12 protein-coding genes are annotated in these 12,771 nt (G+C 45.0%); 10 read left to right on the forward strand and 2 right to left on the reverse strand.

The genetic code is table 11. The features are described from left to right. Nucleotides 1-87 precede the first annotated feature (87 nt). The 10 genes from ACZ444_RS11520 to opp4A all read left to right on the forward strand — a co-directional run bounded on the left by ACZ444_RS11520 (nt 88) and on the right by opp4A (nt 10,675). Nucleotides 88-1,548: an aryl-sulfate sulfotransferase gene (locus ACZ444_RS11520; protein ID WP_382357901.1), complete on the forward strand. Its 1,461-nt coding sequence runs from the start codon at nt 88-90 to the stop codon at nt 1,546-1,548. 54 nt (nt 1,549-1,602) lie between these two features. Next, nucleotides 1,603-2,151: a LemA family protein gene (locus ACZ444_RS11525; RefSeq protein WP_382357902.1), complete on the forward strand. Its 549-nt coding sequence runs from the start codon at nt 1,603-1,605 to the stop codon at nt 2,149-2,151. A gap of 12 nt (nt 2,152-2,163) precedes the next feature. Continuing rightward, on the forward strand, nt 2,164-3,048 hold the full coding sequence (htpX, locus tag ACZ444_RS11530) for a zinc metalloprotease HtpX (protein WP_382357903.1): 885 nt from the start codon (nt 2,164-2,166) through the stop codon (nt 3,046-3,048). Between the two features lie 209 nt (nt 3,049-3,257). Further along, the gene (locus tag ACZ444_RS11535; protein WP_382357904.1) at nt 3,258-4,010 is read left to right on the forward strand and encodes an SDR family NAD(P)-dependent oxidoreductase; all 753 of its coding nucleotides are present in this window, start codon (nt 3,258-3,260) and stop codon (nt 4,008-4,010) included. Between the two features lie 10 nt (nt 4,011-4,020). Further along, the gene (locus ACZ444_RS11540) at nt 4,021-4,443 is read left to right on the forward strand and encodes a MarR family winged helix-turn-helix transcriptional regulator (RefSeq protein WP_382357905.1); all 423 of its coding nucleotides are present in this window, start codon (nt 4,021-4,023) and stop codon (nt 4,441-4,443) included. A gap of 408 nt (nt 4,444-4,851) precedes the next feature. Further along, complete coding sequence (locus tag ACZ444_RS11545; RefSeq protein ID WP_382357906.1) at nt 4,852-5,868, forward strand: ABC transporter ATP-binding protein; 1,017 nt, start codon at nt 4,852-4,854, stop codon at nt 5,866-5,868. Further along, a complete protein-coding gene (locus ACZ444_RS11550) occupies nt 5,855-6,787 on the forward strand; it encodes an ABC transporter ATP-binding protein (protein ID WP_382357907.1) in 933 nt (310 codons plus the stop codon). The genes ACZ444_RS11545 and ACZ444_RS11550 overlap by 14 nt, the downstream gene beginning before the upstream one ends. Before the next feature lie 6 nt (nt 6,788-6,793). Continuing rightward, complete coding sequence (gene opp4B / locus ACZ444_RS11555) at nt 6,794-7,756, forward strand: oligopeptide ABC transporter permease (protein ID WP_382357908.1); 963 nt, start codon at nt 6,794-6,796, stop codon at nt 7,754-7,756. A 28-nt stretch (nt 7,757-7,784) separates the two neighbouring features. Beyond that, on the forward strand, nt 7,785-8,702 hold the full coding sequence (locus ACZ444_RS11560) for an ABC transporter permease (RefSeq protein ID WP_382357909.1): 918 nt from the start codon (nt 7,785-7,787) through the stop codon (nt 8,700-8,702). A gap of 95 nt (nt 8,703-8,797) precedes the next feature. After that, on the forward strand, nt 8,798-10,675 hold the full coding sequence (gene opp4A / locus ACZ444_RS11565) for an oligopeptide ABC transporter substrate-binding protein (RefSeq protein WP_382357910.1): 1,878 nt from the start codon (nt 8,798-8,800) through the stop codon (nt 10,673-10,675). 173 nt (nt 10,676-10,848) lie between these two features. Here opp4A and betB read toward each other — a convergent pair whose 3' ends face one another. Together betB and ACZ444_RS11575 are read right to left on the reverse strand one after the other, a co-directional pair. Further along, a complete protein-coding gene (betB, locus tag ACZ444_RS11570; RefSeq protein WP_382357911.1) occupies nt 10,849-12,318 on the reverse strand; it encodes a betaine-aldehyde dehydrogenase in 1,470 nt (489 codons plus the stop codon). Nucleotides 12,319-12,437: 119 nt separating this feature from the next. After that, a complete protein-coding gene (locus ACZ444_RS11575) occupies nt 12,438-12,767 on the reverse strand; it encodes a DMT family transporter (protein ID WP_382357912.1) in 330 nt (109 codons plus the stop codon). Nucleotides 12,768-12,771: the final 4 nt, after the last annotated feature.

Consider the following 12,771-nt stretch of genomic DNA (forward strand, 5'->3'; position numbering starts at 1 on the left):
ACGCAGCGATACCCATGAACTGGAACACGAATTCAATTTATTGTATACTTAGGAGTGGTTACATTTGTATTTAAGGAGGGAAGACAAGTGGCTATCTCGCAGCGCAACATGCCCCGCATGCATAAACAGCAGCAAATAAGAAAGCGGCTGAGACGGGCATTTAATTATCGCGTGCACTCATTGAACAATCCTTTTGTTCAATTGAATCCTTATCGGGTTGCACCTTTGTCGGCGCTTGTTCAATTTACAACAAAAAAACCGGCATCGATCACTTTAATGATTCATGGTGACACGCCAATTGAAAAAACAGTTCCAGGCTATCATACTATTCACCAGATCCCGATTATTGGCTTATATGCTAACAAACGAAACCGGGTTACCATTACCGCAACTACACACTCCGGGCAAACGACAACCAATACCATTCAGATAAAAACACAAGCATTACCGAAGGATTTTTTACGGGTGAGCGTGACTAACGCAGATAAAGAAAAAATGGAAAATGGGCTGACATTTATCGTGCCAAGCGCCCACTACGCTTTTGCTATCGACCATAAAGGCGAGGTGCGCTGGTACAGCAAAATTAATATCCGACAACTGTTCAAACCGACTGAAGACGGGAACTTTTTAATCTATACTAAGCCGAATAAAGAAACAAAACATAACCGCATCATAGAAACAGACTTGCTTGGTCAGATTTATAATGCATGGACCATCTATCCAAAAGAGGACATTCCCAAGACTGCAGTTAATACGGATGCGATCAAACGCGCCAATCATAATCTGCTTGTCACAACCCATCAGGAAACATCCTTGAGTGTAAAAGACAAACTCACCGAATTCAACCGGCATACAGGCAAGCCCATAAACAGCCTTAACTACCGGTCAATCTTTCCAGACAGCTTTTCAGAGGATGGCGGTGACTGGCTGCATAACAACGCCATATGGGCGGACAGAGAAGACGATGGAAAAGTGATTATGACAGCAAGACACCAGGATTTAGTCATGAAACACAGTTTCCCTGAAGGTGAGGTAGATTGGATTCTTGCCTCACCTGAAAACTGGCCAGCGTCATGGGAAAACACATTATTGACACCCATAGGCGATCATTTCAAATACCCGGGCGGACCGCATGCCGTTATGACACTGCCCGATCAGGATGGTAACCCAGAAACACTGGATATTCTGCTGTTTGACAATAATAACGTTCTCACACGTGGAGACCAGCAGCTTAGTCAAACGTTCAGCCGGGCTGTACAATACCGGGTCCATGAAACAAACCAGACAGTTGAAGAGGTATGGTCCTACGGCGAAGAACGCGGAAAAGCCTTCTTTTCACCAATTGTGGGCGACGCCGATTGGCTGCCGGAAACAGGCAACCGTCTTATTACATCTGGTTATATTCAAACAGGAACCGGCCGTTCCTCCAAAATTGTCGAAGTAACTGACAGCAGCGAAGACGTGTTCGAAGCAACGATTTATGGCTTCGCACCCGAAAGCAAACAGCACGTATACCGGGCTGCAAGATTTAAGGTACCAGGTACATAAACAATTCTGAATTGTTTATGTACCTGGCACCTATTAAAAGTGAGGTAGATAGTAATGTGGACAACAATTATCATTATTGCGGTTGTCGTGATCATTGCGATATTGCTGATTACGACTTACAACAAACTGGTTAAGTATCAAAATTGGGTGCAGGAAGCATGGAGTCAGATTGACGTCCAGCTGAAACGCCGTCATGATTTGATCCCTAATCTGGTTAATACGGTGAAAGGCTACGCATCCCATGAACAGGAGACACTGGAAAATGTCATTCAGGCGCGCAACCAGCTTGTGAGCGGTACACCTCAGGAACGGATTGATGCTGATAACGAAATCGAGGGGAGTTTGAAATCAATTTTCGCCCTATCGGAATCCTATCCGGATCTCAAAGCGAATGAGAACTTCCGGGAACTGCAGGAAGAACTGACCACAACGGAGAATAAAGTCGCCTACTCGCGTCAGCTGTACAATAAAACCGTCGCCGACTACAACATTAAATGCGAATCATTTCCAGCGAATCTTATGGCCAATATGTTCAATTTCCAGCACGAAGATCAACTGACAATACCGGAAGAAGAGCGCGAAGCACCTGACGTGAATTTCTAATGGAGGAAGCCTATGCTGTATGAACAAATCGCCCAAAACAAACGCAAAACAATGCTGCTGGTGACTCTATTCACAATCCTCGTTTTGGCAATTGGGTGGGCAATCGGGTATTTATTCGGTCATAGTCCCTGGACAAGCCTGGTCGTCACGCTGATCATTCTGGCCATTTACGTTCCTATCACCTTTATGTCAGCGAATTCTCAGGTCCTCAGCATGTCTGGGGCAAAGGAAGTAACAAGTGATGATTATCCTGAACTGGTAAATATTGTGGAAGAGTTGTCAATTGCTGCCCGCATCCCCAAGCCTAAGATCCATGTAATCGAGGAAGCATCACCTAATGCATTTGCGACTGGTATTAAGCCGGAAAAAGGGTCTGTCGCCGTAACCACGGGCTTGCTCGATAAGCTGAACCGTGAGGAACTCTCCGGCGTAATCGCGCACGAGCTGGGTCATATCCGCAACTATGATATTCGGTTAATGACCATTTGCATCGCGCTTGTCGGTGTGATTGTCGTCATCGCACAATTCGGATCACACATGCTGTTATTCAGCGGCGGCCGGGGTGACAATCAAAAACGCAATCCGCTTTTAATGATCGTCGCTCTCGTCCTGGTCATTCTGGCACCGCTTGCCGCTCAGTTTGTCCGGCTTGCAGTCTCACGAAACCGGGAATATTTAGCCGATGCAACATCAGTAGAATTGACACGAAATCCGGCTGGCATGATCAGCGCTTTAAAGAAAATCAGTGGTGACTCAAATGATGTGGAGCGGGCTGATGATGCAACAGCTGCAATGTATATCGACGTTCCCCGTAAAAAGAACCGAAAAAAACGCGGCAGCCTCTGGGCAACCCACCCTACTATTGAGAGCCGTATTGAAAAATTGCAGGAAATGTAGCGTAACAGGAATGATCTTGAAATCATCGGACGGAAGCGTCGGTATATAGTGAAAGACAGACACATGGCTGAGCCTGAGCCAGTCAGGAAAATCCAGCAATCCATCAAAGCTGTAAATGGTTACACTTGCCCGGCAAACTACCTTCTTATTTTAAATTCGCCTATTTTAGTGTTAAAATAATTAGGTAACCTAACGAAGGAGTGATAACGATGGGTAAACTGCAAGATAAAGTAGCCATTATTACTGGCGGTGCCGGCGGTATTGGCCAGGGAATCGCCACAGCTTTTGTTAAAGAAGGAGCAAAAGTTGCGATTTTAGACCTCGATGAGCAGTCCGGCCAAAAAGTTGTCGAGCGACTGCAGAAACATCAGCCGGAATCAATGTTCATTCAGGCTGACCTGGCCAATCATGATAAGTTAAAAGACATTGTCGACCAGGTTGTAGACAAGTTCGGCAAGTTGGATATTCTGGTTAACAATGCACATGCTTCAAAAGCTAAACCTTTCCTGGAGATAACCCAGCAGGATCTGGATTTGTCATTTAACACTGGCTTCTATCCAACATTTTACTTGATGCAAGCAGCTATTCCGCATTTGCAGAAAACAGAAGGGAATATCATTAACTTTGCCTCAGGTGCCGGAATTGAAGGCCATGCTACTCAAGGTGCTTATGCTGCAGCAAAAGAAGGAATCCGTGCCCTGACACGAGTGACAGCAAATGAATTTGGCAAAGACAGCATTAATGTGAATCTGATTGCTCCGATTGCCAACTCTCCCGGCGTTCAGCAGTGGGCAAAAGAAGAACCGGAATATTATCAGCAAGTCCTGGAAAACATTCCGATGCGGCGTTTTGGTGAACTCGAAGAAGATATCGGGCATGCGGCCGTATTCCTGGCAAGTGAGGATTCCTCTTACATTACAGGCCAGACAATCAACGTTGATGGCGGCTCTGTGAAGTTTTGAGAGCCAAAGAATGAACGATTCCATCTTTCATCTCATTCGTTTAGCGGAGCGTTTTAACGATGCATTGCTGATTCGTTTCTATGAGAATTATTCGCATCCGATTGGTATTTCTTCTATTCTCGCGTTACATCAGCTGCACTTGCAAGGACCTAGCAAGCCAACTGCTGTAGCCAAGGAACTCGGCTACACACCCGGCTCGATAACGAATGTGGCCAATAAGCTTATTAATCAGGACTACGCCGTTCGCCAATATGATGAGCAGGACCGTCGTAAAGTATTGCTGGCTATCACAGAACAAGGAGAGCAGGCTCTCACGGACGCCCAACAAACAGGACATACGTTGCGACAGGCATTATTTGAAACGTTGACTGACAAGGAAGTCGAGCAATTCTTAAGTATTTATGAAAAATTACTGCAGCAGCTCGAAAAATAGACAAGCTCGACCCATACGCTTCTAAGACATGGTTTAATGAGACCCAGGTTTTCGTCACATCGTCAGCTTGGGTCTTTTAATGTAAGCTTGGGCCATCCTGATACTTCTGTTTCAACACCACCCCTGGCATGAGCCGTTTCTGTCACCCTCCCTCCTGCCATTTCACATTAGATAAAACGATCTTTAGCTTCCCGGTTGCTTTACCATGTTCATGAAAACAAAAAATTAGTTAAAAATTAAGAAAATTACTTGTCAAATGCATAGTTTTAACTTATAATTCAATGTAGTAATTTTCAGTTAAGTTTGAAATTTACACCCGGACAGTTGGCAAAAGGCTCTGAATTCAGCCGCAAACGCTTATGAATGGGAAACATCCGGAAGCTAAATTTAGGCATTAGGGTGATGACATTGACAAAAACGTTACTGAACATTAATAATCTGACGACATCATTTCAGATTGAAGACGCCTATTATGCAGCGGTGGATGATGTATCGCTGACACTCAATGAAAATGAAGTACTCGCGGTCGTTGGGGAATCGGGCTGTGGAAAAAGTGCCCTAGCCTTCTCGATTATGCAGCTGCATAATCGGGCCAGAATTGAAGGTGATATTTTATTCAAAGGTGATGATATCACAACTTATGCACGAAAGCAGATTAATAAATTGCGCGGTGATCAGATGGGCATGATCTTTCAGGACCCGCTGACGGCATTAAATCCATTGAAATCGATTGGTGACCAGATCACGGAAATTCTTCTGCTGCACAATAAAAAGCTGTCCAAAGACAAGCGCAAAAAGACGGCCATATCTTTACTTGACAAGGTAGGCATCACATTTCCTGCCCACGTGTACAATCAATTTCCGCACGAACTGTCAGGCGGTATGCGCCAGCGTGCAGTGGTTGCGATTGCGATCGCCAATGACCCGGAAGTATTAATTGCAGATGAACCGACCACATCACTGGACGCCACCATTCAATCGCAAATTCTCGATTTGCTTAATGATCTGAAAGAAAGTATGCATGCCGGCATTATTTTAATCACACACGATTTAGGCGTAGTCGCAGAAATGGCCGATCGTGTAGCTGTGATGTATGCGGGACAAATGGTCGAAATCACGGATGTTTACACACTGTTTAACAATCCGCAGCATCCCTATACCCGATCGCTTTTAAGTTCAGTGCCAAGTTTGGAGGCTGTTGACTCGAAACTTCATGTCATTCAGGGTATCGTTCCCTCACTTAAAAAAATGCCGCGTGAGGGCTGTCGTTTCCGTTCCAGAATCCCCTGGATCGACCAATCAGCACATGAAGACCATCCCCAGCTGCGAGAAATAAGTCCCGGTCACTTTGTCCGCTGCACGTGTTATCAGTCATTTTACTTCCCGGATGAAGGAAAGGAGGATCAGCACCATGGGGTTTCTTGAAGTCGACAATTTAAAGGTACACTTCCCGGTTAAAGGCGGTATATTTGGGCGAACGGTTGATCATATCAGGGCTGTGGACGGTGTTTCATTTTCAGTCGAGGAAGGAAAAACTTATGGACTCGTTGGCGAATCAGGTTCAGGCAAAACAACAACAGGCCGTGCCATTATTGGCTTAAATCAACCGACATCAGGACGGATTCTTTATAATGGCTATGATATTACAAACCCGAAAAAAGCGGCAATCGATATCCCCCAGGAAGTTCAAATGATTTTTCAGGATCCTTATTCATCACTTAACCCACGGAAACGTGTCCTGGATATTATTGCTGAGCCATTGCGCAACTATGAGAAATTATCCAATAAGGAAGAAAAAAAACGTATCCAGAATTTGCTGGAACTGGTTGGTCTAAGTCCTGACGATATTATGAAATATCCTTTTCAGTTTTCCGGTGGTCAGCGGCAGCGTATCGGTGTTGCCAGAGCTATCGCCCTGAAACCGAAGCTGATTATTGCAGATGAACCCGTATCGGCGCTTGACGTATCAGTGCAGGCTCAGGTTCTCAATTTCATGGAAGATATCCAGGAGGAATTAGGACTCACCTATATTTTTATCGGCCACGATTTAGGCGTTATCAGGCATATGTGCGACGATATCGGCATTATGTATAACGGACGCTATGTTGAAGAAGGAACAGTTGAGGACATTTTCAATCACCCGCAGCATATCTATACAAAACGGCTTGTTGCGGCTATACCGGACATCAACCCCCAAAACCGTCAGGAAATGATCAGTCACCGTCAGAAGGTGGAGAAAACGTATGAAGCATCTTATAACGATTACTTCGGTGATAACGGACGTGCATATGATCTCAAACAAATATCAGATACGCATCTAGTAGCCTTGCCAGAGAAAGGTTGACCAAATATGTGGAAATTTACTTTACGGCGCATTTTCATTATGATACCGCAATTATTTTTGTTGAGCGTTATCGTGTTTTTAATGTCACAAGCCATGCCAGGTGACGCGTTAACGGGCCAGATTGATCCAAGTATTGACCCGGAGGCGATTGCTGAGCAACGGGAGCAACTAGGATTGAATGACCCGTGGTATGTTAAATATACCGACTGGATCACTGGTATATTTCATGGAGATTTCGGTCAGTCGATGGTCCATAAAATGGATGTTTCGGAACTGGTTTGGCAGCGGGCCGTCAATTCCTTCTGGCTCGGGGTATTTACGCTGGTTATCACCTATGCCATTGCTGTTCCATTAGGACTGACAAGCGGCCGATTTAATGACTCATTACTGGACAGCTCGATAACCGGCTACACCTATATTGGGTTCGCCACACCTATTTTTATTTTCGCACTCATTATGTTATGGATTTTTGGCTTTAAATTGGGTCTGTTCCCGACAAGCGGGAGTGTTACCCCAGGAACCGAGTCAGGCACATGGGAGTACTTTCTGAGCCGGCTCAATCATTTATTATTGCCAGCCCTATCACTTGGTTTGATTACAACCGTCAATACGGTGCAGTATTTGCGCAGTGAAATCATTGATACGAAACAGAAAGATTTTATTATTACAGCACGTGCAAAAGGGGCATCTGAATCCAGAGTCTACAACCGCCATATTTTACGCAATTCGCTTTTGCCCATTGCTGCTTTTTTCGGCTTCGAACTGACCGGTTTAATAGGCGGAACGGTATTTGTCGAACAAATTTTTGGTTACCCCGGAATGGGACAGCTGTTTTTAAACTCGATAACACAACGCGACTATACCGTGGTAACATCCGTTGTTTTGCTGCTCGGAACAGCTTCTGTTCTCGGAGCGCTGATTTCGGACATTATATTAAGTATTGTAGACCCTCGCATCCGTATTAAATAAGAAATCCAATGACTCTGAGGTGACTGAAATGGAGAATAAATATGAGCAGCCGGCAAACGAAACATTAAATCAGTCCGCTGAAAATGAAAGTCCATCCGGCTTGCGCATTTTCTGGCGGGAAATCGTCCGTGACAAAGTAGCACTGCTATCTTTAATTTTCTTAGTTGCTGTGATGCTGTTTGTCTATGGAACGTCGCTTATTCTAAATCATGAGGACATTGTTAAAGTTGATTTATTTGCAATCCATGAGCCGCCTTCGGACGAATTTCTACTGGGGACGGATTATGGCGGCCGAGGTATTTTTGGTCAATTAATTGTCGGTACGAGGAATTCTATCTCAATTGGCGTTCTTGTCACACTGTTGACAGGTATCATTGGCGTTGTCTACGGCTTGATATCCGGTTATTTCGGCGGACACATTGACAATATTATGATGCGTATTCTGGACTTTTTCCTTATACTTCCTTTCTTAATGATCGTGATTGTATTTGTAGCACTGGTTCCGAAATACGGCGTGGTATCCTTTTCACTTATCATGACACTATTTTTGTGGATGGGAATTGCCAGATTGATTAGGTCAAAGGCCCTGCAGGAAAGAGAACTGGATTATGCACAGGCCTCCAAAACACTCGGTTCATCAAATCTGAAAACAATGTTTAGTCAGGTTTTACCGAATATAAGCTCTTTGATTATTGTAACGATGACATTGAACTTAGCCAATAATATCGGCCTGGAGTCCGGGTTGTCCTTTCTGGGATTCGGCTTGCCGGAAGATACACCAAGTCTGGGGACGCTGATCAGTTATGCCAAAAACCCGACAACCCTTGAACAAAGGTGGTGGATTTGGCTGCCGGCATCGCTTATGGTTTTTGTCTTAATGCTGAGTGTTAACAATGTCGGGCAGGCACTCAAGCGTGCAGCTGATGCCAGACAGCGAAGGGGGTGATTAATTTGAAGAAGAGGTCATGGTTAGCCATGCAGATAGTATTCAGGTGTGGTTATACCAGTATTTAAGATTAAATAACAAGGGAGGTCTGTTGAATGGCGAAATCTTACTTATTTAAGACATGGTTCGCACTGATGTTAGTGCTCCTATTGACACTTTCAGCCTGCAGCGGAGAGTCTGATGAGGCGGAAGACAATACAGATGATGGTAAAGACAGCGAGGAGCAAGAGGGCGACTCTGACGAAGACAAAGACGGAAACGGAGACAAGGCCGAAGCGTCCGATGATAAACTGTATTCGATAGACGACTTCGATCCTGCTAAAACAAATGAAGGCGAGCCCATGGATGGCGGTACACTGAATTATGGTCTCGTAACAGATACAGCTTTTGAGGGATCTTTGAATTGGCAATACTACGATGGCACCTATGATGGTGAAATTCTCGATTGGTTTGGCGGAACACTTTTAGATTTTGAAGAGTATACCATTACAAAAGATGGGGCCGCAACCTATGAAGTGTCTGATGATGACCGTACCTTTACCTTCACCATACGCGATGATGTCAACTGGCATGATGGTGAACCGGTTACGGCTGAGGACTGGGAATTCGCCCATGAAGTCATCGGCCATCCGGATTACGACGGACCACGCTACACAGCAGATTTTCGTAATATTGAAGGCATGGACGCCTATCATAATGGAGAAGCTGATTCCATATCCGGCATTGAAGTCGTTGATGACAAAACAATGAAAGTTACCTTTAAGGAAGCAACACCTTCCCTGAAAACTGGGGCTATCTGGTCTTACCCGATGGCTAAGCATATTTTCGGAGATATGCCCGTTGGAGACATACCCGAATCACCAGAAGTACGGGAAAACCCAATCGGATTTGGGCCGTATAAAGTTGAGGAAATCGTGCCAGGCGAATCTGTAACACTATCGGCCTATGAGGATTATTGGCGCGGTGAACCGAACCTTGACAAAGTTATCATTAAAACAGTTAACCCGAATACTGTCGTGCAAGCATATGAAAGCGGTAAGGTCGACATTGTCGATAGCTTCCCGGCCGATCAATATCCGGAAAATGCTGACATGAGTAATGTCGAATACTTGGGCACCATCGACCGGTCGTACACGTATATCGGCTTCAAACTGGGGACTTGGGACAATGAAAATGACACAGTTGCTCCTGACCCAGATGCTAAAATGGCCAACAAAAAGCTACGGCAGGCCATGTGGCACGCTGTCGACAATGATACCGTCGGCGAGAAGTTTTACCACGGCCTGCGCTGGAATGCAACAACGCTGATTCCACCGTCTCATCCAACGTATCATGATGACGACAACATGGGACGGAAATTTGATCCGGAAAAAGCAAAAAAACTGCTTGATGAAGCCGGATATAAAGATACAAACGATGACGGCTTCCGCGAAGACCCGGATGGTGAGGAGCTGGTTATCAATTTCGCATCAATGTCCGGCGGTGACACAGCAGAACCATTAGCCAAGTATTATATTCAGGCTTGGGAAAAGGTCGGTCTGAACGTAGAGCTCTTAAATGGCCGTCTGCTGGAGTTTAACACGTTTTATGAAAAGATCGGTCAAACAGGCGAGGATGACCCTGAGGTTGATATCTATCAAGGTGCCTGGTCCGTCGCTTTTGACGTCAACCCTCAAGGCTTATACGGACGTGACGCTCTGTTTAACTTCTCACGTTATGCCAGTGAGGAAAATGATGAACTTCTCGAGAAAGGCATCTCCGAAAAAGCATTCGATCAGGACTATCGACAAGACGTCTATAATGACTGGCAAGAGCTGATGGTTGAGGAAGTACCAGTATTCCCAACACTATACAGATCTGCCATTGTTCCGGTCAATAACCGGGTTGTTAACTATGATATTACCATTGGAACGACGACAATACCACTAAATGAAATTGGCGTAACGCAGGAAGAGCCGTATACAGCCGATTAACCAACTATGAAAGAGGATGCCTGAATAACGGCATCCTCTTTTAAGTGAAACCTATTAATCTAATAGTATCGATAAGCAACCGGAGCGGGTTTAGTCACACAAGTGTCATTCTAGTGGTTCGCACTTTTGTAAGAATCCCTATTTTGCTTGCTTATGCTGTTACAAGTATTATGTTAGAACCAGTGATCCGGTTCCGGGTTTAGATTATGGTAAATATGTTTGGTTTCCTGATATTCATCCAAACCTGCTTTTCCGAGTTCACGGCCAATACCGGATTGTTTGAAACCGCCCCATGGCGCGTGTGGAAAATAGAAGTTAACTTCATTAATCCAGACAGTGCCCATACGCATTCTGGCGACACAGCGCTCGGCCTTAGCGATATCGCTGGTCCAGACACCTCCGGCAAGTCCATAAATTGAGTCATTTGCCAGCTTAATAGCTTCATCTTCTGTCTTAAATGTCTCAACCGTGATGACTGGCCCGAATCCTTCCTGCTGGACCACATCCATATCGGTTGTACAATTGGTCAATACAGTCGGCAAATAGAAGAAACCATCTTGCAAAGCCGGATCATCAGGTTTTTGTCCGCCGACTGCCACCGTTGCACCTTCCTGAACGCCCGTTTCGACATAATTCGTTACTTTATCTAAATGCTCCTGTGAAATTAAAGGCCCCATCTGTGTTGTGTCATCAAAACCGTTTCCAAGTTTAATATTTTTAACGCGGTCGACTAAAGCCTGGACAAAGTCATCATGGATGCTTTCTTCGACAATTAGTCTCGTACCGGCTGAGCAAATTTGCCCGGCGTGGAAATAGACAGCATTGAGAGCCTGGTCAACAGCGGTATCAAACGCTGCATCAGCAAATATCACATTTGGGTTTTTACCGCCCAGTTCGAGTGCCAGTTTTTTAACATTAACACTGGCTGCCTGCATGATCTTTTTGCCGGTTTTAATGCCTCCGGTAAATGAAATCAGATCAACATCCGTATTTCGGGAGAGCTCAGCGCCTGCCGTATCACCTGCACCAAGGACTAAATTGGCCACACCTGCAGGTACACCTGCCTCCTCTATCAATTCAAACACTTTGACATGGGTCAGCGGTGTGATTTCACTCGGCTTGATCACCAGCGTATTACCGGCGACAAGCGCTGGTGCAAGCTTCCAGGAAGCCTGAAGCAGCGGATAATTCCATGGTGTAATCTGACCGCAGACGCCCACAGGTTCTTTGACAACCCGACTGACAGAATCTGAAACGGGTGAGTCGATGACTTCCCCGCCATCTTTATCAGCGATTTCCGCATAATAGCGAAACACGCCAGCAATATCTTCCATATCACCGCGGCTCTCTTCGACTGTTTTGCCCGTATCATGTGATTCAAGTTCTGCCAGTTCTTCGCTGTCCCGCTCAATCAAGTCAGCGATTTTACCAACAATTCTTCCGCGTTCGGTCGCAGGTGTCTGAGGCCAGGAACCCTGATCAAATGCGTTTCGTGCAGCCATTATAGCCTTTTGGGCATCCGATGCATCACCTTCAGCTGCCTCAGCAATAACTTCCTGGTTAAATGGGTTAATAATCTCCCGCGTTTTAGCTGAGATGGCGTCTACCCATAGTCCATCAATATATTGTTGCTTAGTGCTCACACGCTATTCCTCCCATTATTAAAATCAAACTATATTAAGTTACAATTTAATAGTTTAAACACTTTAAAACTATCGTAGCATTTTACATTTATCAAAAGCAAATAAATACTACAGCAAAGCTAGCCGGCCACAGTTCCTTTCAAATTCAGGATGAGAACGCCTGAGAAAATCAGGAGAACACCCAGAACGCCTGCCAATGACAACGACTCTTTCCACACCAATACACCAATCAAAATTGTCATCGCCGTACCAATTCCCGACCACACAGCATAACCAATACCTAAAGGGATCGTTTTTAATGACTGGGCCAAAAGATAAAAAGAAAAACTATAACTGATTATCACAATAATAGACGGAAACAGATTACTAAATCCATTACTTGCTTTTAAGGCCGTTGTCCCAACCACCTCCCCAATTGTTGCAATCAGAAGATAAACCATTCCCCGCATCAGT

The organism is Lentibacillus kimchii (assembly GCF_055381965.1).

Coding starts and splice junctions, on each gene's coding strand:
- ACZ444_RS11575 (WP_382357912.1), bottom strand. CDS start 12,767: ATGCGGGGAATGGTTTATCTTCTGATTGCAACAATTGGGGAGGTGGTT.
- ACZ444_RS11560 (WP_382357909.1), top strand. CDS start 7,785: ATGGAGAATAAATATGAGCAGCCGGCAAACGAAACATTAAATCAGTCC.
- ACZ444_RS11525 (WP_382357902.1), top strand. CDS start 1,603: ATGTGGACAACAATTATCATTATTGCGGTTGTCGTGATCATTGCGATA.
- htpX (WP_382357903.1), top strand. CDS start 2,164: ATGCTGTATGAACAAATCGCCCAAAACAAACGCAAAACAATGCTGCTG.
- ACZ444_RS11535 (WP_382357904.1), top strand. CDS start 3,258: ATGGGTAAACTGCAAGATAAAGTAGCCATTATTACTGGCGGTGCCGGC.
- ACZ444_RS11550 (WP_382357907.1), top strand. CDS start 5,855: ATGGGGTTTCTTGAAGTCGACAATTTAAAGGTACACTTCCCGGTTAAA.
- opp4B (WP_382357908.1), top strand. CDS start 6,794: ATGTGGAAATTTACTTTACGGCGCATTTTCATTATGATACCGCAATTA.
- opp4A (WP_382357910.1), top strand. CDS start 8,798: ATGGCGAAATCTTACTTATTTAAGACATGGTTCGCACTGATGTTAGTG.
- ACZ444_RS11540 (WP_382357905.1), top strand. CDS start 4,021: ATGAACGATTCCATCTTTCATCTCATTCGTTTAGCGGAGCGTTTTAAC.